This window comes from Arthrobacter sp. zg-Y877 (assembly GCF_030373105.1).
Lineage (GTDB): Bacteria > Actinomycetota > Actinomycetes > Actinomycetales > Micrococcaceae > Arthrobacter_B.
In genome coordinates this window covers 806535-831341 of the sequence record NZ_JAUCPU010000001.1, presented here as the reverse complement: position 1 = coordinate 831341, position 24807 = coordinate 806535, and the positions used below count along the sequence as shown (strand labels likewise).

30 protein-coding genes are annotated in these 24807 nt (G+C 66.9%); 24 read left to right on the top strand and 6 right to left on the bottom strand.

Annotated elements, in window-relative coordinates; genetic code table 11:
* Window positions 1-125 precede the first annotated feature (125 nt).
* The 15 genes from QNO03_RS03930 to QNO03_RS03860 all read left to right on the top strand — a co-directional run bounded on the left by QNO03_RS03930 (window position 126) and on the right by QNO03_RS03860 (window position 11119).
* On the top strand, window positions 126-1424 hold the full coding sequence (locus tag QNO03_RS03930; protein ID WP_289601983.1) for an ammonium transporter: 1299 nt from the start codon (window positions 126-128) through the stop codon (window positions 1422-1424).
* Window positions 1421-1759, top strand: coding sequence for a P-II family nitrogen regulator (locus QNO03_RS03925; protein ID WP_146364419.1), 339 nt, complete (start codon window positions 1421-1423; stop codon window positions 1757-1759). Before QNO03_RS03930 ends, QNO03_RS03925 begins: the two co-directional genes overlap by 4 nt.
* A 161-nt stretch (window positions 1760-1920) precedes the next feature.
* Complete coding sequence (gene ffh, locus QNO03_RS03920; RefSeq protein ID WP_289601981.1) at window positions 1921-3504, top strand: signal recognition particle protein; 1584 nt, start codon at window positions 1921-1923, stop codon at window positions 3502-3504.
* Window positions 3505-3589: 85 nt separating this feature from the next.
* Window positions 3590-4192 (top strand): alpha/beta fold hydrolase, encoded by a 603-nt coding sequence (locus tag QNO03_RS03915; RefSeq protein WP_289601979.1) that lies wholly within the window; start codon window positions 3590-3592, stop codon window positions 4190-4192.
* Complete coding sequence (locus QNO03_RS03910; protein ID WP_289601978.1) at window positions 4189-4707, top strand: GNAT family N-acetyltransferase; 519 nt, start codon at window positions 4189-4191, stop codon at window positions 4705-4707. Before QNO03_RS03915 ends, QNO03_RS03910 begins: the two co-directional genes overlap by 4 nt.
* A gap of 9 nt (window positions 4708-4716) precedes the next feature.
* Window positions 4717-5598, top strand: a complete 882-nt coding sequence (locus tag QNO03_RS03905) for a VOC family protein (RefSeq protein ID WP_289601976.1) — start codon at window positions 4717-4719, stop codon at window positions 5596-5598.
* Window positions 5599-5792: 194 nt separating this feature from the next.
* The gene (gene rpsP / locus QNO03_RS03900) at window positions 5793-6200 is read left to right on the top strand and encodes a 30S ribosomal protein S16 (protein ID WP_229948989.1); all 408 of its coding nucleotides are present in this window, start codon (window positions 5793-5795) and stop codon (window positions 6198-6200) included.
* A 1-nt stretch (window position 6201) separates the two neighbouring features.
* The gene (locus QNO03_RS03895; RefSeq protein WP_146364407.1) at window positions 6202-6444 is read left to right on the top strand and encodes an RNA-binding protein; all 243 of its coding nucleotides are present in this window, start codon (window positions 6202-6204) and stop codon (window positions 6442-6444) included.
* 178 nt (window positions 6445-6622) lie between these two features.
* Window positions 6623-7183 carry a ribosome maturation factor RimM gene (gene rimM / locus QNO03_RS03890; RefSeq protein ID WP_289601974.1) on the top strand — a complete coding sequence of 187 codons (561 nt, stop codon included), beginning with the start codon at window positions 6623-6625 and terminating at the stop codon, window positions 7181-7183.
* Window positions 7184-7963 carry a tRNA (guanosine(37)-N1)-methyltransferase TrmD gene (gene trmD, locus QNO03_RS03885; RefSeq protein WP_289601973.1) on the top strand — a complete coding sequence of 260 codons (780 nt, stop codon included), beginning with the start codon at window positions 7184-7186 and terminating at the stop codon, window positions 7961-7963.
* A gap of 233 nt (window positions 7964-8196) precedes the next feature.
* A complete protein-coding gene (rplS, locus tag QNO03_RS03880) occupies window positions 8197-8556 on the top strand; it encodes a 50S ribosomal protein L19 (protein ID WP_146364401.1) in 360 nt (119 codons plus the stop codon).
* 5 nt (window positions 8557-8561) lie between these two features.
* Entirely contained in the window at window positions 8562-9272 is a 711-nt protein-coding gene (gene lepB, locus QNO03_RS03875) for a signal peptidase I (protein ID WP_289601971.1), read from the top strand.
* An 11-nt stretch (window positions 9273-9283) separates the two neighbouring features.
* On the top strand, window positions 9284-10048 hold the full coding sequence (gene lepB / locus QNO03_RS03870) for a signal peptidase I (RefSeq protein ID WP_229948980.1): 765 nt from the start codon (window positions 9284-9286) through the stop codon (window positions 10046-10048).
* Window positions 10045-10791, top strand: a complete 747-nt coding sequence (gene rnhB, locus QNO03_RS03865; protein WP_289601968.1) for a ribonuclease HII — start codon at window positions 10045-10047, stop codon at window positions 10789-10791. Before lepB (QNO03_RS03870) ends, rnhB begins: the two co-directional genes overlap by 4 nt.
* A 7-nt stretch (window positions 10792-10798) precedes the next feature.
* On the top strand, window positions 10799-11119 hold the full coding sequence (locus QNO03_RS03860; RefSeq protein WP_227901490.1) for a DUF2469 domain-containing protein: 321 nt from the start codon (window positions 10799-10801) through the stop codon (window positions 11117-11119).
* Here the strand turns inward: QNO03_RS03860 and QNO03_RS03855 are convergent.
* Window positions 11091-11681, bottom strand: coding sequence for a GNAT family N-acetyltransferase (locus QNO03_RS03855; protein ID WP_229948976.1), 591 nt, complete (start codon window positions 11679-11681; stop codon window positions 11091-11093). The two genes, QNO03_RS03860 and QNO03_RS03855, sit on opposite strands and share 29 nt — an antisense overlap.
* A gap of 42 nt (window positions 11682-11723) precedes the next feature.
* Here QNO03_RS03855 and QNO03_RS03850 point away from each other — a divergent pair, with 42 nt between their 5' ends.
* The 4 genes from QNO03_RS03850 (at window position 11724) to QNO03_RS03835 (ending at window position 14604) form a co-directional block, all read left to right on the top strand.
* Window positions 11724-12314 (top strand): 2'-5' RNA ligase family protein, encoded by a 591-nt coding sequence (locus QNO03_RS03850; protein ID WP_289601965.1) that lies wholly within the window; start codon window positions 11724-11726, stop codon window positions 12312-12314.
* A 43-nt stretch (window positions 12315-12357) separates the two neighbouring features.
* Window positions 12358-13098, top strand: a complete 741-nt coding sequence (locus QNO03_RS03845; protein WP_289601964.1) for an SDR family oxidoreductase — start codon at window positions 12358-12360, stop codon at window positions 13096-13098.
* 24 nt (window positions 13099-13122) lie between these two features.
* The gene (locus QNO03_RS03840; RefSeq protein ID WP_289601963.1) at window positions 13123-14151 is read left to right on the top strand and encodes a hypothetical protein; all 1029 of its coding nucleotides are present in this window, start codon (window positions 13123-13125) and stop codon (window positions 14149-14151) included.
* A 96-nt stretch (window positions 14152-14247) separates the two neighbouring features.
* Window positions 14248-14604, top strand: a complete 357-nt coding sequence (locus QNO03_RS03835) for a YraN family protein (RefSeq protein ID WP_229948969.1) — start codon at window positions 14248-14250, stop codon at window positions 14602-14604.
* 76 nt (window positions 14605-14680) lie between these two features.
* Here the strand turns inward: QNO03_RS03835 and QNO03_RS03830 are convergent, their stop codons facing one another.
* Window positions 14681-15526, bottom strand: coding sequence for a hypothetical protein (locus QNO03_RS03830; RefSeq protein ID WP_289601961.1), 846 nt, complete (start codon window positions 15524-15526; stop codon window positions 14681-14683).
* A gap of 323 nt (window positions 15527-15849) precedes the next feature.
* Between QNO03_RS03830 and QNO03_RS03825 the strand changes: the two genes are divergently transcribed.
* The 5 genes from QNO03_RS03825 (at window position 15850) to QNO03_RS03805 (ending at window position 20929) form a co-directional block, all read left to right on the top strand.
* Complete coding sequence (locus QNO03_RS03825) at window positions 15850-17397, top strand: YifB family Mg chelatase-like AAA ATPase (RefSeq protein WP_289601960.1); 1548 nt, start codon at window positions 15850-15852, stop codon at window positions 17395-17397.
* Window positions 17394-18635 (top strand): DNA-processing protein DprA, encoded by a 1242-nt coding sequence (gene dprA / locus QNO03_RS03820; protein ID WP_289601958.1) that lies wholly within the window; start codon window positions 17394-17396, stop codon window positions 18633-18635. Before QNO03_RS03825 ends, dprA begins: the two co-directional genes overlap by 4 nt.
* A gap of 48 nt (window positions 18636-18683) precedes the next feature.
* On the top strand, window positions 18684-19229 hold the full coding sequence (locus QNO03_RS03815; protein WP_289601956.1) for a methylated-DNA--[protein]-cysteine S-methyltransferase: 546 nt from the start codon (window positions 18684-18686) through the stop codon (window positions 19227-19229).
* Window positions 19230-19309: 80 nt separating this feature from the next.
* Complete coding sequence (locus QNO03_RS03810) at window positions 19310-20254, top strand: tyrosine recombinase XerC (protein WP_354003876.1); 945 nt, start codon at window positions 19310-19312, stop codon at window positions 20252-20254.
* Between the two features lie 171 nt (window positions 20255-20425).
* On the top strand, window positions 20426-20929 hold the full coding sequence (locus tag QNO03_RS03805) for a DUF3145 domain-containing protein (protein WP_229948957.1): 504 nt from the start codon (window positions 20426-20428) through the stop codon (window positions 20927-20929).
* A gap of 91 nt (window positions 20930-21020) precedes the next feature.
* On the opposite strand, the gene fabF is transcribed toward QNO03_RS03805, so the two are convergent.
* The 4 genes from fabF to QNO03_RS03785 all read right to left on the bottom strand — a co-directional run bounded on the left by fabF (window position 21021) and on the right by QNO03_RS03785 (window position 24710).
* A complete protein-coding gene (gene fabF / locus QNO03_RS03800) occupies window positions 21021-22259 on the bottom strand; it encodes a beta-ketoacyl-ACP synthase II (protein WP_229948885.1) in 1239 nt (412 codons plus the stop codon).
* 79 nt (window positions 22260-22338) lie between these two features.
* Window positions 22339-22584: an acyl carrier protein gene (locus QNO03_RS03795; RefSeq protein WP_055240832.1), complete on the bottom strand. Its 246-nt coding sequence runs from the start codon at window positions 22582-22584 to the stop codon at window positions 22339-22341.
* 114 nt (window positions 22585-22698) lie between these two features.
* Window positions 22699-23760 carry a beta-ketoacyl-ACP synthase III gene (locus QNO03_RS03790; protein ID WP_289601953.1) on the bottom strand — a complete coding sequence of 354 codons (1062 nt, stop codon included), beginning with the start codon at window positions 23758-23760 and terminating at the stop codon, window positions 22699-22701.
* Window positions 23757-24710: an ACP S-malonyltransferase gene (locus QNO03_RS03785; RefSeq protein ID WP_289601952.1), complete on the bottom strand. Its 954-nt coding sequence runs from the start codon at window positions 24708-24710 to the stop codon at window positions 23757-23759. Before QNO03_RS03785 ends, QNO03_RS03790 begins: the two co-directional genes overlap by 4 nt.
* Window positions 24711-24807: the final 97 nt, after the last annotated feature.

Sequence of the window (24807 nt, the reverse complement as noted above, 5' to 3'; positions counted from 1 at the left end):
ACGAGCCTTTTACCGGAGCAGCCGGTTTGTAACCTGCCGGCAACACCTTCGGGGCGGGACGGAAATCTGGCCCCGGCAGAGTTCCTTGTGCGGGAGATGCCCGCCATACGTGAAGGGACGTGAAGATGGATCTGTCAGCAGGTCACGTCTGGGTAATGATTTCGGCGGCACTGGTGCTGCTCATGACACCGGGGGTGGCATTCTTTTACGGCGGTATGACCCGCGCCAAGGCAGCACTGAACATGATGATGATGAGCTTTGTCTCGATCGGACTCGTCGGTGTGATCTGGGTGCTCTGGGGCTTCTCCATGACCGGTGGGGACGGCATCGCCGGACTGTTCGGCAACCCCTTCACATCCTTCGGGCTGGAAGACATCCTCGGCACCGAAGACCTCATCACCGCCGGGTACGGGGCAACGTTCGCCATCATCACCGTGGCCCTGATCAGCGGCGCGGTGGCCGACCGGACCAAGTTCGGCGCCTGGGCGGTCTTCGTGCCGGTCTGGGTGACACTGGTGTACTGCCCGCTGGCCTTTATGGTCTGGGGCGGCGGCCTCCTCGGGGCCGAGGGCGCCATTGGCTCGGTGGTCGGTGAAGCCATCGACTTCGCCGGCGGCACAGTAGTCCACATCAACGCAGGCGTGGCGGGTCTGGTCCTGGCCCTGATCCTGGGTAAGCGGATGGGCTTCGGCAAGGACCCCAACCAGCGTCCGCACAACATTCCCTTCGTGATGCTCGGCGCCACGCTGCTCTGGTTCGGCTGGTTCGGTTTCAACGGCGGCGCAGCGGGCACTGCGGAAGAAGCGGGCCTGATCTGGATCAACACCCTGGCCGCCCCCGCCGCCGCGATGCTGGGCTGGCTGCTGACCGAACGCCTGCGCGACGGCCGGGCCACTTCGCTCGGAGCCGCATCCGGCGTCGTCGCGGGGCTGGTTGCCATCACCCCGGCCTGTGCCAACGTCAGCCCGCTGGCCGCAGTGGGACTCGGACTGGTTGCAGGTGTCCTTTCCGCGCTGGCGGTGGGACTGAAATACCGGTTCGGCTATGACGACTCGCTCGACGTCGTCGGTGTGCACCTCGTGGCCGGCCTCGTCGGCACGCTCGCCCTGGGCTTCATCGCCCTGCCGGCCGACGGCGTGGGCGGCGGCCTGTTCTACGGCGGCGGACTCGGCCAGCTCGGCGCCCAGGCTGCAGCAGCCGCTGTAGCAATCGTCTTCTCCGGCGTCCTGACCCTGCTGATCGGGCTCGCCATCCACAAAACGATGGGCTTCCGGATCTCCGAGGAGGACGAAGTCAACGGCGTGGACCTGAGCGAACACGCGGAGACTGCCTACGAGTTCGGCGGCCTCGGGACCGGCGGCTCCTTCAGCCCCTTCCCGGATTCGGCACGCACCACCACCACCAAGGAGACGGTCAACTCATGAAACTCGTAACCGCTATTGTCCGGCCGGAGAAGCTTGACGCGGTCCGGGGCAGCCTGGAGAGCTACGGGGTCCAGGGCCTGACGGTCAGCTCCGCCAACGGATACGGCCGCCAGCGCGGGCACACCGAGGTTTACCGCGGCGCCGAATACACCGTGGACCTGCTGCCCAAGGTCCGGGTGGAGATCCTCGTGGCCAACGACTGGGTCAACGACATCGTGGATGTGCTGGTCTCCACGGCAAACACCGGCCGCGCCGGTGACGGCAAGGTCTGGGTCGTGAACGTGGAGGAAGCCCTCCGGGTCCGGACAGGGGAGCGCGGGGACTCCGCCCTCTAGCCCGGTAAAACGCAACTGACCGACCGCCCGGCTGGGACTCCAGCCGGGCGGCCGTGCGTTCCGGTACGGTCCATGCCTGAATTACCCAACCCGGCTTGGTACCCTTAACAGCTGGGCCTGGCAAACAAGGCAACGAACCTGACGAAAGAAGTGCGCGGCACGTGTTCAATTCACTGTCTGACCGGTTGACTTCAACCTTCAAGAACCTGCGCGGCAAGGGCCGGCTCACCGAGGCCGACGTCGATGCCACGGTACGCGAAATCCGCCGCGCCCTTTTGGACGCCGATGTCGCCGTACCCGTGGTCCGTGCGTTCACTGCCTCCGTCAAGGAGCGCGCCCTCGGCCTCGAGGTTTCCCAGGCGCTGAACCCGGGCCAGCAGGTCGTCAAGATTGTCAACGAGGAGCTCAAGGCCATCCTCGGCGGCGAAACCCGGCGGCTGCGCCTGGCGAAGAACCCGCCCACGGTCATCATGCTCGCGGGCCTGCAGGGTGCCGGTAAGACCACCCTCGCCGGCAAGCTTTCCAAGCACCTCAAGTCCCAGGGCCACAGCCCGCTGCTGGTTGCAGCGGACCTGCAGCGCCCCAACGCCGTCCGCCAGCTGCAGGTCAACGGCGAACGCGCAGGCGTTCCCGTTTATGCTCCGCACCCGGGTGTCTCCTCCGAGTTCGAGGCAGCCACCGGCGACCCGGTCGCCGTCGCGCGCCAGGGCGTCGAGGAAGCACGCACCAAGCTGCACGACGTCGTTATTGTCGACACCGCCGGCCGCCTGGGCGTTGACGCCGAACTGATGCAGCAGGCCGCGGACATCCGCGCCGCCATCAACCCGGACGAAGTCCTGTTCGTGATTGACGCCATGATCGGCCAGGACGCCGTCAACACGGCACAGGCCTTCAACGAGGGTGTGAACTTCACCGGCGTCGTCCTCACCAAGCTCGACGGCGACGCGCGCGGCGGTGCCGCACTGTCCGTAGCCTCGGTGACCGGCAAGCCGATCATGTTCGCCTCCACCGGCGAAGGCCTCACGGATTTCGAGGTCTTCCACCCGGACCGCATGGCCAGCCGCATCCTGGACCTCGGTGACGTCCTCACGCTCATCGAGCAGGCCGAGCAGAGCTGGGACAAGGACGAAGCCGACCGGATGGCGAAGAAGTTCGTCGATCAGGAAGACTTCACCCTCGACGACTTCCTGGCCCAGATGCAGCAGATCCGCAAGATGGGCTCCATGAAGAAGATGCTCATGATGATGCCCGGCGCCGCCGGTATGCGTGAGCAGCTGGAGAATTTCGACGAACGCGAAATCGACCGGGTTGAAGCGATCGTCCGCTCCATGACCCCGCACGAGCGGGTCGCCCCCAAGATCATCAACGGCTCCCGCCGCGCCCGCATTGCCCGCGGTTCCGGCGTGCACGTGTCCGAGGTCAACGGCCTCCTGGAACGCTTTGTGCAGGCCCAGAAGATGATGAAGAAGATGGCTGCCGGCGGCGGCATTCCGGGTATGCCCGGCATGGCCGGTCCCGGCGGCTTCACCGGTGCCCGCAAGAAGCAGCAGGCAGCCAAGGGCAAGAAGAAGGCCAAGTCCGGCAACCCGGCCAAGGCTGCCCAGGAGCGGGCCGAAGCGGAAGCCCGGCGTGCCGGTGCCCGTACGGCACTGCCCACCGGCAGCGCATTCGGCGGCCAGGACACTGACTTCGACCCCGCGTCGCTGAACCTGCCCAAGGGCTTCGATAAGTTCCTCGGCAAGTAGGCAGGAAACAAGCACGCACCGCCGGACCAGCGTCCGGCGGTGCATGCGTTAACGGCCGGTTACACCCCTGCGGGAAAGGAGTCCAATGCTTCGGCAACGAGTGGTTTTTGTGCACGGCGCCGGCAGTTCCGGCGCAGCCGCGTGGCCCCGGCAGCACGGGCTTGCCCTGGACTATGACTGCCTGTTCCTCCGGCGTCACGGTTATGACGCCGGTGCGGAACCGTCCCCGCCGGATCTCGAGGCGGACATCGCCCTGATCCGGGCGGAGCTGGCCGACGGCGGGCACCTGGTGGCGCACTCCGCCGGTGCGGTACCCGCCATGCTGGCGGCACTGCGCGATCCCGGCAAAGTGTCTTCCCTGGTGCTGTGCGAGCCGGCGGTCTTCTCTCTGACCCGTGGCCTGCCTGCCGCCACGGCCCACCGCGACCTGCTCCGGCCCGTCTCCGATCCCCGGCCGCCGGAAGGGCCCGCCTGGGATGCGCCGCTCGACATTGTTCCGGGCCTTCCCACGCTCGTCCTCACCGGCGGATGGGAGCCGCTGTACGAAGAGGTCGCTGAATTCCTCGTCTCCACCGGAGCCGAGCACCGGCAGGTCGGCGGGAACCACCGCCCGCAGGATACGGACGTCGGGCGGCTGGCGATACGCGACTTCCTCTCCCGCCGGCGCCGGACGGCCGCGGGCAAATGAGCCCCTCCATCCGGGACGCGGTCCCCGCCGACCTGCCCTTCCTGCCTCCAGTCGAGGAGGCGTCCGACACCCTGCTGGAGGGGATGACGGGCGTCGCGGGACTGCCCGTGCTGCCGCCGGTGTCCACCGAGCGGGAGCTCGCGGCTTCCCTCCACCTCCTGGTTGCAGGAAAGCCGCCCGTTGGATTTGCCCGCCTGGAGGAAGTCGACGGCCAGGCCCACCTGGAGCAGCTTTCCGTCCACCCTGATGCTGCTGGCGCCGGGCTGGGTAGGGCATTGGTGACGGCGGCACTCGACTGGGCCCGGGAGCAGGGCTATGCGTCCATGACCCTGTGCACCTTCGCGGACGTGCCGTTCAATGGCCCGTTCTACGCCACCTGCGGTTTCGAAACTGTCGAGGACCCGGACGGCGAACTGGCGGCGCTGCGGCGGCACGAAGTCAGCCTCGGCCTGGATTCCCTGGGCGAACGCGTGGCCATGCGCGCGCAGCTGGTGAATAGGCAAAGCTCCACGTAAGCTCATTACATGAACCTTCAAGTAAACGACCTGTTGCCGGATGCACTCTCGATGGGCACGGTGATGCTGAAGGTGGGCGACCTGGGGAAAGTCTCCGCGTACTACCGCGGAGCCCTCGGGCTGGAGGTGCTTGCCGAGGCCGACGGCGGAATGTATTTGGGCCGCGGCACCGTCCCGGTGGTCCATCTGGAGCCGGCGCCGGGCCTGCAGGTGGCCTCCCGCGGCGAGGCGGGCCTGTTCCACACCGCCATCCTCTTTGACACCCAGGCGGACCTGGCCGCCACTGTTGCAGCAGCGGCGGAGTATGACGCCTCCGCCTTCGCCGGCTCCGCGGACCACCTCGTCAGCGAGGCGTTCTACTTCACGGATCCCGAAGGCAACGGCATCGAGCTCTACTTCGACAAGCCGCGCGAAAGCTGGGACTGGGACCGGACAGAAACCGGCCGGGAGGTGCGGATGGCGTCGCTGCCGTTGTCTCCGCAGGCCTATTTCCGCGACCACCTCACCGAAGCGGCACTGGACGGACTGCGGGATGCCGACGCCGCCGTCGGACACGTTCACCTCCAGGTAGGCGATACCGCAACCGCCGAGGCGTTCTACGTTGGCATCCTGGGCTTCGAACGGACGGCCGGCTTCCACGGGCAGGCGCTGTTCGTCTCCGCCGGCGGCTACCACCACCACATGGCGATGAATGTGTGGAACAGCCGCGGCGCCGGACCGCGCCGCGACACGTTGGGACTGGGGGAGGTGCTGATCAGCGTTCCGTCCGCCGACGACGTCGCGGGGCTGGCGGACCGCCTCCGGGTCGCCGGTATTGCCAGCCATTCGACCGGTGCGGAACTGCATTTCGAGGACCCGTGGCGCAACCGGCTGCGCGTTGCCGCCGGCTGAAATTACGCGGATACCGGCCGCGGCCGCGTGAGTCGCAAAAGATGAAGTCATCTGGCACAATGGTCAGGTACTCGATCTGCGCGGGCCCTCTCTCCGTGCATGCATCTTGTCCTTTTGAACCCCAACGTTATGGCCCGCCCCACGGGAGCAGAAGTACGGGTTCGCCCCATTTCAGATCAGGAGTGACCACAAAAGTGGCCGTAAAGATTCGCCTTAAGCGCCTTGGCAAGAAGTTCTCAGCACACTACCGCGTTGTTGTCATGGATTCCCGTGCCAAGCGCGATGGCCGTGCCATCGAAGAAATCGGACTGTACCGTCCGACCGAAGAGCCGTCGTACATCGACATCAAGTCGGACCGTGCGCAGTACTGGCTCGGCGTCGGCGCCCAGCCCACCGAGCAGGTCGCAGCACTGCTGAAGATCACCGGTGACTGGCAGAAGTTCAAGAACATCGAGGGCCAGGAAGGTACCCTGCGTACCAAGGCCCCGAAGGAGCCCTTCGTGGTTCCCGAAAAGAAGTCCGTGATTGTCCCCGAGGCCATCACCCCCAAGGCCAAGAAGGAAGAGGCCCCCGAGGCCTCCACCGAGGCTGAGGCAGAGTAACTTGCTCGCTGAAGCGCTGGAGCACCTCGTGCGCGGAATCGTTGACAGTCCTGAGGACGTCAAGGTTTCCGCCAAGAGCAACCGCCGAGGGGAAACCCTCGAGGTTCGGGTTCACCAGGACGACCTCGGCCGGGTCATCGGCCGGCAGGGACGGACCGCACGCGCACTGCGCACGGTCATCGCCGCCCTTGCCAACGGTGAACAGGTCCGGGTGGACGTTGTGGACACGGACCGCCGCCGCTGATCTGAAAATGATCACAGACGGCGGAGCGGAAGCGAACAGCTCTTCACTGCAGTACCGGAAGTAGAGAAGTAACAGCAGTACACAGGATCCGGCCCCGACACCAGATAATGGTGAAGGGGCCGGATTTTTTTCCGGCGCCGGCAAACCCGGGCGACGAAACCCCCATAGAGGAGATCCCATGCAGTTACAGGTGGCACGCATCGGCAAGCCGCACGGCATCCGCGGCGAAGTGACCGTCCAGGTGCTGACCGACGCACCCGAGGACCGCTTTGTTCCCGGCACCGAACTCACCGTTGAGCCGGCCGCCAAGGGCCCGCTGACCGTGATCAGCGCGCGCTGGAACAAGGACATCCTGCTGCTGGGCTTCGACGAAATCACCGACCGTAACGGCGCCGAGGAACTGCGCGGCGTGAAGCTGTTCATCGACACCGAAGCGGTGGAGGAGGACGACGACGACGAGGGCTGGTACGAGCACGAGCTGGTGGGCCTGAAGGCACGGGTGGGGAACGACGTCGTCGGCACCGTCAGCGGCCTGCGTACCCTCACCGTCCAGGACCTGCTGGTGGTCGAAGACGTCCGCGGCGAGGAAATCCTCGTACCGTTCGTCGAGGCGATCGTCCCGGAAGTGAATGTCGAGGACGGCTACGTCCTGCTCACGCCGCCGGAGGGGCTCTTCGAGCTGAATAAGCCCGAGGATAAGAAGTCCGCCCCGGCCGACACGAAGGAAGCCGGACAGTAAGTGCGTATCGACGTCGTCAGCATTTTCCCGGAGTACCTGGCGGCCCTTGAGCTGTCCCTGATCGGCAAGGCCCGGCAGGACGGACTGCTCGAGCTGGCCGTGCATGACCTGCGGGACTTCACCACGGACCGGCACCGTACCGTGGATGACACCCCGTACGGCGGGGGAGCAGGCATGGTGATGAAGCCCGAGCCGTGGGCCGCCGCCCTGGATGCGGTTGCCGGCGACGGCGGAGAGCGGCCGGTCCTGATTGTCCCCTCACCGGCGGGCGCGGTCTTTACCCAGGCCATGGCCTACGAACTGGCCGAGGAGAAACACCTGGTCTTCGCCTGCGGACGCTACGAGGGGATCGACGAACGGGTCCTGGAATGGGCCGGGGAACGCTTTGACGTCCGGCCGGTCAGCCTCGGCGACTACGTGCTGAACGGCGGCGAAGTGGCGGTACTGGCCATGGTGGAGGCCGTGGGCAGGCTGGTGCCCGGCGTGGTTGGCAATCCCGCGTCACTGGTGGAGGAGTCGCACTCGGACGGCCTGCTGGAATACCCGGTCTACACGAAGCCCTCGGACTGGCGTGACCGCCCCGTTCCGGAGGTCCTGCTCAGCGGCAACCACGGGAAGATCGCCCGGTTCCGGCGGGACGAGCAGCTGCGCCGCACGGCCGACCGGCGTCCGGACCTGATCGAAAAGCTCGACGCCGCGACGCTGGACAAGGCCGACCGGGCCACCCTGGCGGCGCTGGGCTATGAAATCCGCGGCGGACAGGTCATTCGGCCTGCCTGACCCCGGATTGGTGCGCTTCGTGCCGGTGTGGCAAAATAGGGAGTTGTGTCATCTGGGTCCGTACCTGCCACAGGGGGAACGCGGCCAACAGATCTGTACACACCGGTAGACCAACCTAGGTCCTGCCGGTCTTTCTAGCTTCGACAGCATCCGTGCAGCCCGTAGTTACGGACGCATTCTTGCTGTCGTTACCAAAGTGGATGACCTGTGGCGTTCACCAGGAGTGATACAAAATGCACATCCTAGATTCTGTTGACGCAGCTTCACTGCGTACGGACATCCCCGAGTTCCGCGCCGGTGACACCGTCAAGGTTCACGTAAACATCATCGAAGGCAAGAACACCCGTGTTCAGGTCTTCCAGGGCTTCGTGCTCAAGCGCCAGGGCGATGGCCTCCGTGCGACCTTCACGGTCCGCAAGGTCAGCTTCGGCGTCGGTGTTGAGCGTACCTTCCCGGTACACTCCCCGGTCATCGACAAGCTCGAGGTCGTCTCCAAGGGTGACGTCCGCCGCGCAAAGCTGTACTACATGCGCGACCTGCGCGGCAAGGCAGCCAAGATCAAGGAAAAGCGCGACTTCCGTCCCGCCAAGTAATTTACTTGACTGCAGCATCCGCCTCCGGGGATCCCTCCGCGAAGCACACGAAACGCCGGCCCCGGTTTGTGGGCTGGCGTTTTGTGCTATGTGCTCTCGCTGCCGCCGTGATCCTGGCCGCACTTGTCCGGGCGTTCCTGTTTGACGTTTTCTACATTCCGTCCGACTCGATGCAGCCGCTGCTCGAGCCCGGCGACCGGATCCTCGTCTCCCGCACCGCTTACTCCTCCGCGGAGATCGAGCGCGGGGACGTAGTGGTGTTTGACGGCAGGGGTTCGCTGGCCCCGCTGCACAGTGGACGCCCCGCACTGGCCGACGCCGCCGCGACCGTAGGCCGCTGGCTGGGTCTGGCCGGGAGCGACACCGTGTACGTGAAGCGGGTTATCGGCGTGCCGGGGGATCATGTCAGCTGCTGTGAGGACGGGGATCCCCGGATCACGGTTAATGGAACCCCGGTGGAGGAGCCGTACGTTTACCCTGGAGACGCTCCCAGCGACTCCAGGTTCGACGTCGTCGTCCCGGAAGGCCGGCTGTGGCTGATGGGGGACCACCGGTCCGAGTCGGCGGACTCCCGCTCGCTGCTGGGAGCTCCCGGCGGCGGCCTGATCTCCACGGAACGGGTCATCGGACAGGCCCAGCGGATTCTTTGGCCGCTCGAACGCGGTACCAATATTGACCGGCTATCCTTAGGAGCCGAGTGGAACACGGAGAAATAAGAGGAAAAGCAATGTCGCAGCAACCGGACCAGTCCCCTGAGGGGACGCCCGGCTCCGGGGAACAGCGGGACTCCGCAGCACACGCAGCGGAACCGAAGGAAAAGAAGCGCGGCTTCGGTGCCTGGCTGCGGGAAGTCCTCACGATCGTGGTGGTCGCCCTGGTGCTGTCCTTCCTGATCAAGACCTTCCTCTTCCGGGCGTTTTACATCCCCTCGGGGTCCATGGAAGAGACGCTGGAAATCAACGACCGCATTTTCGTCAACCTCCTGGTCCCCGAACCGATGGACCTGAACCGCGGCGACGTCGTGGTCTTCAAGGACACCAAGGGCTGGCTGCCCCAGGCCGCGGAGAAGGCAGCGAATCCGATCCGTGAGGGCCTGACCTTCGTGGGACTGCTCCCGGACGAATCCCAGCAGCACCTGGTCAAGCGCGTCATTGGCACCGAAGGCGACCACGTGGTCTGCTGCGACTCCGAGGGCAGGATCACGGTCAACGGCGAGCCCCTGGACGAGCCTTACCTGTACCCCGGTGCCGCCCCCTCCGACATCCCGTTCGACGTGGTTGTCCCCGAAGGCAAGGTCTGGGTGATGGGCGACCACCGCAACGCCTCCGCAGACTCCCGCGAACACCAGTACGGTGAGGGCGGCGGCTTCGTCGATGTGGACGACATCGAGGGCAAGGCCGTTGTCACTGCCTGGCCGCTGAACCGCGTGGGTGGGGTCAGCAGCTACTCCGAGGTCTTCGAAGACGTGCCCGAACCGAGCGGCAGCAAGTGACTTCCACCGCCAAGGCCCCCACGCTCCGGCTTGAGCGTACGTTTGCCGCCTCCGGCCACCGGATCCTGGCCGGCTGCGACGAGGTGGGCCGGGGCGCCCTGGCGGGACCGGTATCCGTGGGAATGGTCGCCGTCGACCTGGCCACGGTGCGTTCGCTCAAGGGTGTGCGGGACAGCAAGCTGCTGACCGTCACAGACCGGAATGCGCTGGTGCCGCAGATTAAGAAATGGTCCCTCGCCTGGGGAGTGGGCCATGCAAGCGCCGCAGAGATCGACCTGCACGGCTTGACGGCCGCCCTCCGGATCGCGGGAACGCGCGCCTGGGACCAGGTGTGCCAGACGCTGCGCCCCGACGTCGTCCTCCTGGACGGCAACTACAACTGGCTCTCACCCGAACGGCAGGGCAGCCTCTTTGACGTGGATGAGCCGGCCGGCGGGGAGGAACCCGGCTGTACCGCACCGGTGCACACCCGGATCAAGGCCGATATGCAGTGCCTGAGCGTGGCCGCTGCCAGCGTCCTGGCGAAGGTGGAACGCGACGCCATGATGGTAGAGTTTGCCGCTTCGAACCCGCACTATTCGTGGGAGATCAACAAGGGTTACGCCACCGGCTCACACCGGGCGGCCATCGACGTCCACGGTCCCACACCGCTTCACCGGATGTCCTGGCGGCTGGGCTCCAAGCCCCGCCCGGGCGAGCCGGTGCTGGAACCTGAGGACGAGCTAAGCATAGTTGGGGGATGATGGGAACATGAGCGCCGAAGACCTTGAGAACTATGAAACGGACATGGAGCTCCAGCTGTACCGGGAGTACCGCGACGTCGTAGGCCTCTTCAGCTACGTCGTGGAAACCGAGCGGCGTTTTTACCTGGCCAACCACGTGGACCTGCAGGCACGCTCCGCCGACGGCGAGATCTACTTTGACCTCACTCTGCAGGACGCCTGGGTCTGGGACGTCTACCGGTCGGCGCGGTTCGTTAAGAGCGTCCGCGTCATCACGTTCAAGGACGTCAACGTGGAGGAACTGACCCGCAACGACGACCTCACGCTGCCGAAGGCGGACGAGCTGTAAGCACCGCCGCGGCTTCCTCCCAGCTGCCCGCCGGTTCCCGGGGATCATCCCGGCCAAGGCTGGAAATCCAGCCTTCAACCATCTTTCCCCGGTGGTTCAGCAAATACGGCACGGTGATCGGCTGCGGGAAACCGCAGCGCCAGACCGTCTTGTAGCTGCCGGTGTTTCCGGTATTCGCCGACCAGGTCACTACGTCCCAGTCCAGGTCCTCAAAGGCATGGCCCACCACAAGCCGGACCGCGCGTGACATGAGGCCGCGTCCCCGGTATTCCGGCGACGTGACGAACCCCAGCGAACCGGAGGCGGCGCCCTGGAAGCGCAGGTCAATGGTCCCGGCATAGCTGCCGGCGACATCGATAGCCCACGACACCGCGTTTTCCTGCGGAACCGAGATGGTTTCCAGATACTCCTGCGCCATCGGCCGCGTGTAGTCCAGCGGGACGGTGGTCCACTTCACAGTCAAGGGGTCGACGCACCGCGCGTGGACGGCGTCGAGGTCGGCAAGGGTGTGCGGGCGCAGCTGGAGCACGTCATCGGTGAGCAGCGGAATGTCGAAAGCCATGCCCCACAGCCTAGCCGGGGGAGCCCCGCCTAGACTTTTCCCATGCCCGAACGCCGTTCATCCGGTTTCGATTCCAATCTCCGCCTGTATGCGCAGATGCAGCCCGACGCCGCCTCGCTGGCCCACCTGCTGTCCCTGCGCCAGTCGGTGCAGGCCCCTGCGCGGCCGGTGCCGCGGCACCAGCTGCACCTGACTCTGATCCATTTCGGCAAGGTGCTGGACGTGTACCGGATCATCAGTGCGCAGACGGGAATTGAGCTGCCCGCCTACAAGCAGCTGCTCACCGGGTACATCGCCCGGACCGAGAAGCTGCTGCCCGCGGATTCCTTCCGGCTGGAGCCGGCAGGATTTGCCGGCTTCGGGGCCCGGGGGACGACGCTGGTGGTGGAGTATCTGCCGTCACCGGAAATAACCGCGCTGCACCGGGAGCTTTATGCGGTCCTGGCCGGTTTCCTGGCCGACTGCGGGGTCGAGGACACCGCCAGCTTTATGGCTTCGGACCCGAACTTCATGTTCGCCTCACAGCTGCGGCCGCATATCACCCTGGCACGAGGGTATTCAGGTGCCCTGCCTGCAGTGCCGCTGGAATCCGTGACCCTGAAACCGATGCCGGTGGTGTACCCGGTGCATTGAAAACGCTAGGGTCCTGCCAACGGATCTACTGAGGGAGCCTCCCATGAGCACAGAAACCGCCGGACGCGTTGCCCTGGTCACCGGAGGATCCGGCGGGATCGGCGCGGCGGTGGTCCGCCGGCTGGCTGCGGACGGTTATTCGGTGGGGGTGCATTATGCCCGCAACAGCGCCAAAGCTCAGTCCATCGTGGCGGACGTGGCGGCGGCGGGCGGGCAGGGCCTCGCCGTCGGCGGGGATGTAGGAAATGAAGCGGATATGGCCGCCGCGTTCGAGGCCGTCGAGGCAGCGTTCGGGGGGATCGACGTCGTCGTTAATACTGCCGGGATCATGATCATTGCGCCCATTGCCGAGTTGAACCTCGCGGACCTGGACCGGATGCACCATACGAATATCCGGGGCACGTTCGTGGTGTCGCAGCAGGCGGCGCGCCGGGTGCGTCCGGGCGGAGCCGTCATCAATTTTTCCACCACGGTACGGCGCACCCAGTACCCCGGCTACGGCGCCTACGTGGCCAGTAAGGCGGCTGTGGAGGGGATGACGCTGATCCTGGCGCGCGAACTGCGCGGCCGCGACGTCACGGTCAATGCGGTCGCACCCGGGCCGACGGCGACTGCACTGTTCCTGGATGGCAAGGACGAGGACACCGTCCGCCGGCTGGCCGAGGCGCCGCCGCTACAACGGCTGGGCCAGCCCGGGGACATCGCCGAGACAGTTGCCTTCCTTGCCGGTCCGGGCCGCTGGGTCAACGGCCAGGTGCTCTATGCGAATGGGGGACTGGCGTAAATCGGCCTGTGCGAGGATGGGCCGGTGAACGCACTTCTCGCCGGTCCGCGCGGCCGCCGCCTGTGCCTGGAACTCGCGGCCGAACTTGATCCGCAGGTCAGCTCGGCGGTGTTCGAGCTGGGGTACGACCTCGACCCCGGAAAAGGAACGTCCGTGGTCCTGTTTGGGCCGGGTGCCGGGGCTTCCCGGGTCATTCCTTCGCCGCAGGAGCTGGCTGCGCTCCTCGTATCCGTTGACCTGAGCCGGGTGGATGCCGAACTGGTCTTCGCAGCCCTCGAAAGCACTGTGCTCACCGCTATGTACTGGCAGCCGCCGGACGGAGTCGACGTGCTCGCGGCACTTCCGGCTATTCAGGAGGCCCTCGGTCCTGTGGCCGCGCGGGTCGCGGACGCTGCGCCGCACCTGGGTCGGCCCGCCCGGACAGAACAGTGGGCCATCGACTGGCGGGAGCCGGACGACCCGGCGCCGCTGGGGATGGACCCGCGGCAGAAGTTGGAGCGGTGGGGCCGGAACATACGGATGGACGAGGCCCGGGCTCTGGAGGCAGCCCGCGACGTGCGCTCAAACTGGTCCGGCCCCTGGTGGTCGATTCCGTCCGGACTTCTCGGCACCGTGGGATGCATACCAGCGGGGCTGAGCCTCGTGGAGGATGCCCCGGGGTGGATCGGTGCTGTCACCATCCCGGTCCGTGGAACCGGCCGGACCTTCGAGATCCACACTGCGGAGGACTGGGTCCACTTGTGCAGGAGGCACCCCCTTGAGGTGACCGCTTCGCGCCGGCAAGCCTGGTTCCGCGTGACCGGCCGGGACGGCCGCTGGGTGATCCCCGACTGGGAGCGCGTTGCGGACGAGTGGGACGCCGTTCATCTGACGGTCGAGGGCTACCTCAGCGGCGCGGGGCGGACGGTGGAGGTGGACGCCGAGCAGGCGTCGGTGATTGCCGGGTGGGATCCGGACCGGACCATCTGGCTGTCAGATGTGGTCCGTGAGACGGGACCGCGGCAGTTCTGGCACCGCGCCCAGCAGGGCGACCTCTGGAGGCAGTCCACCTAAGCGGCTGTTCCTCCACTGCTGCACCGCGAAGGGAGCTTCTCCACATGCCGGGTGTCCGGGGGTGGGACCTTGTTGGACGGGGCCATTGTTGTGCGCATGAGAGCCAAAGACATCCTGGGCAACCGCGGCGAAGAGCTCGCGGCGCAGTATCTAACCGAGGCCGGGTTGAGCATCATTGACCGCAACTGGCGGTGCCCGGAGGGGGAGATCGATCTGGTGGCGGTGGACGGTGCCACCCTGGTGGTGGTCGAAGTGAAAACGCGTTCCTCTGTGAATTTCGGACACCCGTTTGAAGCCATTGGCGAGGATAAGCTGGCCCGCCTGTATTTGCTGGCCGGCGCCTGGGCGCGGGCACACAGCCGCTATTTCACCCACCGCCGGGTGGACGCCGTGGCGGTGCTCGACGACGGCACGAATCCGCCGGTCGTGGAGCATCTGCGGGGGATTTCCTAGGCGGAAGCCAAAGAATCCCGGCATCTCGGGCTGTTAGGCCGGGACGCCGGGGTTCCTATAGGGATGCGCAGGCTGATTAGCGACCACTGCACATGACATGGTCCGCAATTTGGGTGCAACCACCACCCCCGCCGCTACCAGCGGGTGGGGGAGTCCATCCGCCTGTGCCGCTGGCTCCGCTGGCTCCGCTGACCGGTGCGGGAGCTGGGGCAGGAGCCGGTACATAAGGAGCCGGTGCGACAGGTGCAGGAGCGTAGTTGCTGGGAGCCTGTGGAGCCGGAGCATAGACAGTGCCGCTACCGGCGTATTGGGGCTGTGCCGCCGGTGCCGGGACTTGCCCTGCACCAGCCTGCGCTGCCGCTGGCTGTTCAGCTGTCGCAGTTAAGCCGGCCATGGCGTTCCCGGCCTCCTCGGCACTCTTGGCCGCAGCGGCATCTGCTGCTGCCTTGTCCTCGGCTGCACGCTTCGCCTCCGCCTGGAAAGCGCTGACGTCCGCAGTCAGCTTCTTCGCCGCGTCATCGAGCTTGCCCGCCTGTGCGTTGGCCGTCTTACTGCTGTCCCGGAGTGCCTTGGCCTCTTCGCGGCTGTCGCAGTCGCCCGCAGGATCGCTCTCGGTGAGGCCGGCCGTGGCGTTGTCCATGGTCTTCAGCAGGGCCGCTGCGCCGTCGTGTTTGTCGTAGCCTTCAGCGCCGTTTGCCAGTTCACGGGCCTTATCCGCCGTCTCGACGGAGGCCTTGACGGTTTCGGCGGTTTTCTCCGCGGACGTGGTTGCGTCGGTGCAGAGCCGGTTGGTCTGGCCGTTGCTGATGTTCGCACCGACGAAGGTGCCGGCGGTCAGGACGCATACGGCCGCTGCGCCGAGGGCAGCGATGACCAGTGTCTTCCTGCCGCGGCTCGGAGGGGTCTGCGGGCTTTCGGTCATGATGGATTTCCTTGTTCAGGTGCCCGCAGTGCTTGAAAAACCATGGGCTGATGTTTGATTTCCTGCTGATCTCTATCGGCGGGGATCGGCGGGTCGAAAGTAAGGGCCCTTTGGGAGCGTCCGTTTCCACCGCCACTCGTCCTTTCCTCCCCAGCCGGCAACGAGGTCCCGGAGCCCGGGGAGTTGTCGACATCCGCCGACCATGACGCCACGCGTCCGGTGAGGGCCGGACATGCTCGGGCCATGAACACCCAAGACACACGCTGCAGCGCCGTTCCTCGCCGCGAAGATACCTCCGGCGACACCGCCGCCGAGGCAGCTCAGTGACACTCGGACGCACCTACGGCGTAGGACTCGTAGGCCTGCAGGGCAGGATCGTCGAGGTTGAAGCGGATATCGGGCAATCCCTGCCCTCCTTTATCCTGCTGGGGCTGCCCGATGCCTCCCTCAACGAAGCACGGGACCGGGTGAAGTCCGCGGCAAAGAACGCCGGGCTGCCGCTGAGCCGGCGCCGGATCACGGTCAATCTGATGCCGGCGGACGTACCGAAGCATGGCTCCGGGTTTGATCTGGCCATTGCGGTCGCCGCCCTCTGCGCCGGCGGGGTATTGCGGAGCCCCGGCCGGTGCATCTTTCTGGCGGAACTCGGACTGGACAGCAGGCTCCGCCCGATCCGCGGCATCCTGCCGGCGGTCATGGCGGCGGTCTCTGCCGGACACACGGACTTTGCCGTTGCGGCGCAGAACGCAGAGGAAGCAGCGCTGGTTCCCGGTGCACGGGTACGCGGCTATTCCTGTCTAGCAGAGGTAGCAGCGGATTTTGGTGCCGATCCCGAACAGTTGAACTTTCCGGCACCAGTCGCCAGGACGGAGGAGGGAACGGATGAGAATGAAGACGAGTCCGACATCAGGATTCCTGACCTCTCCGACGTCGCCGGGCAGCCCGAGGCCCGGTTTGCCGTGGAGGTGGCTGCGGCCGGGGCGCACCACCTCCTGATGACCGGGCCGCCTGGGGCGGGAAAGACCATGCTGGCGGAACGGCTGCCCGGCATCCTTCCGGACCTTCCGGACGACCAGGCCATGGAGGTCACCGCCATCCATTCGCTGGCCTGGCAGGGACGACCATGCCGTCAGCTGCTCCGCAGGCCGCCGTTCGAAAGCCCGCACCACACTGCCTCCACCGCGGCGGTGATCGGCGGCGGCGCGGGCATACCCCGTCCCGGCGCCGCTTCCCGCGCACACCGTGGTGTGCTCTTCCTCGACGAAGCACCCGAGTACGAGCGGCGGGTCCTGGACGGGCTGCGCCAGCCCCTGGAAAGCGGAAGGCTGGTGCTGCACCGGGCGGCGGGAACAGCCGTGTACCCGGCGCGCTTCCAGCTGGTCCTGGCGGCGAACCCGTGCCCCTGCGGCCTGGCGACAGGGAAGGGGATTGAGTGCACCTGCACCGCCACCCAGCGGCGCAGGTATTTCAGCCGACTCTCCGGCCCGCTGCTGGACCGCGTCGATCTGCAGCTCTCGGTCCAGCGGGTTTCACTGGGCGATTATTTTGCCCAAGAGTCCGCAGAGGCGAGTTCCGCGGTGGCAGCGCGGGTGCGGGAGGCGCGGAAGCTGCAGCGGGACCGGCTCCGGCCGCTGGGCGCGGAAACAAATGCCGAAGTCCCCGGCACCCTGCTGCGGGACACCCTGCGTCCCCCGGCCGTCGCGACCGCGGCACTGGACCGGGCGATGGAACGCCAACTGCTGACCGCACGCGGCTATGACCGGGTATTGCGTGTGGCCTGGACCATCGCGGATCTGGTCGGGCACGGGACGCCGGATGCCGACGACGTCGGCCAGGCCCTCGCGTTCCGGCGGCAGGACGCGGCGGCATGAGTATCGAAGAGGTGCTGACCGCGCGGGCGGCTCTGTCGAGACTGTTCGAACCCTCGGACACGGCAGGCCTCGCCCTGGTGGCCGCCACCGGTCCAGTCCATGCCCTGCAGATCGCCACCGGCAGGTCGACGGCACCTGCTGGAGTGCGGGCCGAAATTGCCGCGCACGTGTCCTCGGGCGGCAGCGGGCAAGGTGACGCGCTGGCAGAGGGGCTCCAACGGTGGAAGCCGCGGGTCGCGGATCTCGCGCCGGACCGGGACCTGGAGACGATCCGCCGGCTGGGCGGGGAACTTCTCGTGCCGGAGGATCCCCGGTGGCCGGAGTCCCTGCTGCATTTGGAGCTGGGGATGCCGCTCTGCCTATGGGTCCGGGGGCACCTTGGCGGGGGACTGCCGGCGCTCGGCCGCACCGTCGCGGTGGTCGGATCCCGGGATGCCACCGGATACGGACTGTCCATAGCCGGAGACATTTCCGCCGGGCTTGCCAACCGCGGATACACCGTCGTCTCCGGAGGTGCTTACGGAATCGACGCGCAGGCGCACCGTTCGGCCCTGGCCTCCGCTCCCGCCGGTACTGCTGCAACCATCGCCGTGATGGCCGGCGGAGCGGACCGGTTCTACCCGGCCGGCAACGAAGACCTGTTGCGTGCAGTGGCATCCCGAGGGTTGTTGCTGTCCGAGGTACCGCCCGGATCGGCACCCACCAGGTGGCGGTTTCTCCAACGGAACCGGATCATCGCCGCACTGAGCGCTGTCACCGTGGTGGTGGAGGCGCGCTGGCGCTCCGGAGCGCTGAACACCGCGCACCATGCCGCCGGCCTGGGCCGCGAGGTAGGTGCCGTGCCCGGGTCCGTCTATTCGGCCAACTCCGCCGGCTGCCACCGGCTGCTCCGGGATGGCAGTGCCGTCTGTGTGACCGATGCCGGGGAAGTTGCCGAACTGGCCGGGCCGCTCGGCTCGGGTGCAGCTGCGGGGGATGCGCCGGGGGACTCCGGCGGACGTGAAGGCGGCGGACGCGGGGGCGCGACCGGGGAGAAGCGGTCCGACCATGACGGGCTGGCCGTGCAGGACCTGCTCCTGCTGGATGCGCTCCCGGTGCGGAACGGAACGACCGTGGACAAACTCGCGTCCGTCGCGGGACTGTCTCCGCCGGGAGTGCGTGCGGGGCTCGCCCGGCTGGAGCTGGAAGGACTCGCCGTGCGTGCCGAAGCGGATCTCTGGCGCCGGTCCCGGCGCTAGAAGCAACACCATCGCTCCACCCCACCATCACCCAGGAAGGGAAACACCATGATCATGCACAAGATTGTCACCTCACCCCTCGGCGTGCTCACCCTAGTCAGCTCGGAGGGCGCCCTGAGCGCAGTCCGGCTGGGACCGCCGCAGGCACCCGCAGGTGCAGGCACGACGTACGGCATCGCAGTGGAGGACGGATTCGAGGACGTTGAACGTCAGTTGAGTGAGTACTTCGAGGGCCGGCGGTGCTGCTTCACCGTGGCAACCAGTCCCGAGGGCACGGAGTTCCAACAAAAGGTATGGGAGCAGGTTGCGGGCATCGGGTACGGCCGGACGGCCAGCTACAAGCAGCTGGCGGTGCTTCTGGGCGACGCAGCCAAGGCCCGCAGCGTCGGTGCGGCCCTGGCCCGCAACCCGCTGAACCTGGTGGTCCCCACGCACCGCGTCGTGGGCTCCCGCGGAGCACTGACGGGTTACTCCGGCGGTGTGGACGCCAAGCGGTACCTGCTGGAACTGGAAAAGGCACCACAGACCGAGCACCTGCGCCGCAGCTGTGGGCAGGCGGTTACCGCCTCGGCGGAAACCTCCAGGTCCGCTTGAACCGCAGCGACGGGCCGAGTGTCCGGCCCTCCACCGCGTGCCTGCTTGAACGGCAGGGGTAAAGAGAGAACAGTAAGGAGGTGACGTCAAAAGGAACAGCAGGGAGCACGGCATGGCCGGCGGAGTTCCATGCCGCGCTGGAAGGCTTTTGCCGCTACCTCACGGCGGAGCGCGGGAGATCCGAACATACCGTCCGCGCCTACGAGTCGGACGTGGCAAAACTGCTCGATTACGCGCTCGGCACGGGAGCGGAATCGCTGAAGGAACTGGACCTGGGCGTCCTGCGCGGCTGGCTGGGGGAGCTCAGCGCCGCCGGACAGGCGCGCTCCACCCTGGCCCGCCGTGCCGCCACCGCCCGCAGCTTCGCCAACTGGGCGCTGCGCGAGGAGCTGATTCATGAGAATCCGGCCCTGCGGCTCAGGGCACCCAAGAAGGAAAAAACCCTGCCCGGTGTGCTGCGCAGCAGCCAGCTGGACGACCTCTTCGAAACTCTGAAGGCGGCCGCTGCCGAAGGTGATCCGCTGGCCCTGCGGGACCGTGCCATGGTGGAACTGCTGTACGCCACCGGCACCCGGGTGGGGGAACTGGCCGGCCTGGATGTGGATGACCTCGATCCGGACCGCAGGACCCTCACGGTGCTGGGCAAGGGCAACAAGGAGCGCACCGTCCCCTACGGCCTGCCGGCAGCGCTTGCGGTGGACGATTGGCTGCGCCGGGGCCGGCCCGCTCTGTCCACGGGAGAAAGCGGTCCGGCACTTTTCCTGGGCAAGCGCGGCGGACGCGTCGACCAGCGCCAGGTCCGCAGCGTCGTTGCCGGTCTCCTGGCGGACATGCCGGACACCTCCGCGTCCGGGCCGCATGCGCTGCGCCACTCGGCGGCAACCCACCTGCTGGACGGCGGGGCGGACCTTCGCGCGGTGCAGGAAATCCTGGGCCACTCGTCCCTGGCCACCACCCAGCTGTACACCCACGTCTCCGTGGACCGGCTCCGGCAGAGCTACAGCCAGGCCCATCCGCGGGCCTGAGCGTGCGGTCGACACGCGCACTCTGCTCACCTTGCGCGGGGGCACCAAACGATACATTGGCACATAGACGTAACTTACGGCACAATGATGGACAGCGGACACCTGGCACTATATCCGTCCATACAGCAGCAGGTCGTTGGGGAAGACGTACCTACAGCTATGGAGGATGGAATGTCTGTTGTGATGGCGCGCGGCGTACTGTTTGTGCACTCAGCCCCTTCCGCGTTGTGCCCTCATATTGAGTGGGCCATCGGATCCGTCGTGGAAAAGCGAACGGATCTTCAGTGGACCCCTCAGCCGGCGGCGCCCGGAATGGTCCGGGCCGAGATCGCCTGGACCGGGCCGCAGGGCACCGGTTCCCTGCTCGCGTCCGCCCTGCGCGGCTGGGCGCACCTCCGCTACGAGGTAACGGAGGAACAGAGCGCCGGCGCCGACGGCAGCCGCTGGGCACACACCCCCGAGCTGGGCATCTTCCACGCCGCCACCGATGTTCACGGCAACATCATGATCTCCGAGGACCGTATCCGATACGCCTACGAGAGCGGTGCCGGGGATCCTTCCGCCGTCTACCATGAGCTGTCCCTGGCCCTGGGCGAGGCCTGGGACGAGGAACTCGAGCCGTTCCGCCACGCCGCCGACGGCGCGCCGGTGCGCTGGCTGCATCAGGTCGGCTAGCTGCTTTAGACCGAGTTCCCAGAACCCATAGCAAAAACAAACAGGCGTCCGGTCCCCCCGGGGACCGGACGCCTGCTTCGTACTGAAACGGTCAGTGGCTGCGCAGCACGGCCACGGCGTTGTGCCCGCCGAAGCCGAAGGAGTTGCTCAGTGCGACAATGTCGCCGCCCCGCAGCTGGCGGCTGGAGGTCACCACATCGAGCGGGATCTCCGGATCCTGGTTCTCCAGGTTGATGGTCGCCGGAGCCTGGCGTTCGTAAACCGCCAAAGCCGTGAGCACGGCCTCGACTGCACCCGAGGCACCCAGGAGGTGACCCATCTGCGACTTCGTCGCGGACACGGCCACGCCGTCGAGCGCGCTGCCAAGGGCCGCCTTCAACGCCGTGTATTCCGGCTTATCGCCCACGGGAGTGGAAGTGGCGTGCGCATTGACATGCACAACGTCCTCGGCCTGGGCACGCGCATCATAGAGAGCGGACTTCAGGGCCCGGGTGGCGCCAAGGCCTTCGGGGTCCGGTGCGGTGATGTGGTAGGCGTCGGCGGTGACTGCGGTGCCGGCGAGTTCAGCGTAGATCCGGGCGCCCCGGGCCAGGGCGTGCTCTTCGCTTTCGAGGACCAGAGCACCGGCACCTTCGCCCATAACGAACCCGTCGCGGTCGCGGTCGTACGGCCGGGAGGCACGGGCGGGATCGTCGTTGCGCTTGGACAGTGCCTGCATGGAAGCAAAGGAGGCCAGGGGCATCGGATGGATGCAGGCTTCCGCGCCGCCGGCGACGACGATGTCAGCCTTGCCGGAGCGGATCATGTCCAGGCCCTGGTGCAGTGCTTCGGTACCGGACGCGCAGGCGGAAACCGGGGTGTGGGCGCCGGCGCGGGCACCCAGGTCGAGGCTGACGGCAGCCGACGGGCCGTTGGGCATCAGCATCGGTACGGTCATGGGCAGGACACGCCGCGGACCCTTCTCGCGCAGGGTGTCCCACGCGTCGAGCAGGGTCCAGATGCCGCCAATGCCGGTGGCGAAGGACACGGCAAGCCGGTCGTGGTCAATATCCTCCGTCAGGCCGGAATCGGCCCATGCCTCGCGGGCTGCGACGACGGCGAACTGGGTGGAGGGGTCCATCCGCTTGGCTTCGACGCGGGCAAGGACCTCCGAGGCGGGCGTGGAGGCCCGTGCGGCGAAGGTGACGGGCAGGGAGTACTTCTCCACCCATTCATCTTCCAGTGTGCGGGCACCGGAGACACCCTGCAGTGCGTTCTTCCACATGGTGGGAACGTCCCCGCCGATGGGCGTGGTCGCGCCAAGGCCTGTGATGACTACTTTGCGGGCCATGATTCACTCTCTTGAAGCAGTTGCTGGTGCTGGTGCCGGCGGCGCCGGGCGGCCGCCGCGGGCGGCGGCCGCCATGGGGTTAAGCCTGGGCGTTGGAGATGAAGTCGACGGCGTCGCCGACGGTCTTCAGGTTCTTGACCTCTTCGTCCGGGATGCGCACGCCGAACTTCTCTTCGGCGTTGACGACGATGGTCATCATGGAGATGGAGTCGATGTCCAGGTCATCGGTGAAGGACTTGTCCAGCTCAACGGCCTCGGGGGCCAGACCGGTCTCTTCATTGACGATCTCGGCGAGGCCGGCCAGGATTTCTTCGTTGCTAGCCATGGTGGCTCCTTCTTCTCGTAGTGCCGGTACGGGACCGGTTCGGTGTTCCAACCGCCGAAGCGGTGTGGTTTGTGGGGCTGAACCGGTCCGGGACCGGTTCAGCGGGTGGTACGGCTAGGGGAGGACTACTACCTGAGCGCCGAAGACAAGCCCGGCGCCGAAGCCGATCTGCAGCGACAGCTTGCCGCTCAGCTCGGGGTTCTCCTTCAGCAGGCGGTAGGTGGCCAGCGGAATGGAAGCCGCCGACGTGTTTCCGGCATCGGCGATGTCACGGGCAATAACCACCGATTCGGGCAGCTTCAACTGCTTGGCCATCTCGTCGATGATGCGCATGTTCGCCTGGTGCGGCACAAAGGCGGAAAGATCCTCCGCGGTGATCCCGGCGGCGTCGAGTGCCTGCTGGGCGGCCTTGGCCATTTCCCAGACGGCCCAGCGGAAGACGGTCTGGCCGTCCTGGCGCAGGGTGGGCCAGAGCTTGGTCTCCCGGGTGGCGAGGTCTGCGGGGGTCATGCCGCCATCGGCCTCCGCCGCGAGGGAAAGCTCGCGGACATCCAGCATCGAGTGGGTCATGCCGATCGCGCCGGACTTGCTGCCGTCCGAGCCCCAGACCGACGGTGCGATGCCCGGGGTGTCGGAGGGGCCGACGACGACGGCGCCGGCACCGTCGCCGAGCAGGAAGGAAATGGTGCGCTCGGTGTTGTCGATGAAATCGGAAAGCTTCTCCACACCGATGACCAGCACATAGGTGGCGGCGCCGGAGCGGACCAGCGCGTCGGCCTGGGCAACGCCGTAGCAGTACCCGGCGCAGGCGGCCGACACATCGTAGGCCGGTGCCGGGGTGGCGCCGAGGCGCTCGGTGATCTGGGTGGCGGCGGACGGGGTCGCGTAGGGGTGGGTCACTGTGGAGACAATGACGGCGCCCAGCTGCGAACCCTCAATGCCGGCGTTGTTCAGTGCCTCGCGGCCGGCGGCCTCGGCCATGTCCACCACGGACGTGCCCTTGTCCGCACGGTGGCGGGTCACGATGCCGGTGCGCTGGCGGATCCACTCATCGGAGGAATCGATCCACTGGCAGACGTCGTCGTTGCTGACAATGACATCGGGACGGAACGCGCCGATGCCGAGAATCCGGCTGAATTCGTTGACGGGTGACTGCTTCAGGGTGGGCGTGCTCACGCGTTACCTTCTCCGTTAGTTGCTGCCGTTCCGGAATGCTCACGGATGAACTCCCGGGCAGCGGTTAGATCTTCTGGGGATTTCAGGGCCAGGGTTGGAACGCCCTTCATGCCGCGGCGGGCGAGGCCGGTGAGGGTTCCGGCGGGCGGCAGTTCCAGCAGTCCGGTCACGCCCATGGCCAGCATGTTTTCCATGCACAGGTCCCACCGTACCGGCCGGGACACCTGGGCGATGAGGCTGTCCAGATTTGCGTCCCCGGACACTACGGCCGCTCCGTCGCGGTTGGACAGGAGGGTGGCGAGGGGTGCCTGCGGTGAGAGGGAGGGACGCAGGTTTTCCAGGACCGTCACGGCCGGCGCCATGTGGACGGTGTGGAAGGCACCGGCGACCTTCAGCGGAATCACCCGCGCCTTGGCGGGCGGGGCGGCGGTGAGGACTTCGAGCTGGTTGTGCGTTCCGGCGGCCACGGTCTGTCCGCCGCCGTTGGCGTTGGCTGCGGTGAGTCCTGCGGCTTCCAGGACGGCGGCGACGTCGTCGGGGTCCCCGCCGAGGATGGCGCTCATGCCAGTGGGCTCGACAGCCGCGGCCCGGGCCATGGCGTTGGCGCGTTCACGCACGAAGACCAGGGCGTCCTTTTCCGGCAGCGCACCGGCAATGGCCGACGCCGTGATCTCACCGACGGAGTGGCCGGCCAGGACCGTTGAGGCAGTCAGCGCCGCGGGATCCAGCAGCAGCCGTGCGGCCATCAGGCCGGCGGCAACGATCAGGGGCTGGGCGACGGCGGTGTCTTTGATGGTTTCTTCGTCGGATACCGTTCCGTGCGCGATCAGGTCAAGACCGGCGACGTCGCTGAGCGCGGAGAGGTGATCCCGCACGCCGGGCAGTTCCAGCCACGGCGCAAGGAATCCTGGCGTTTGGGACCCCTGGCCGGGGCAGACAATTGCAAGCACGTATACAGCTTTCCAAACATAGGGAGCGGGACCGGGTGTTTGCGTAGACCAAGCTCCCCGGACGCCTTTGTAGGAAGTCTACAAGCCGGGGGAGGTG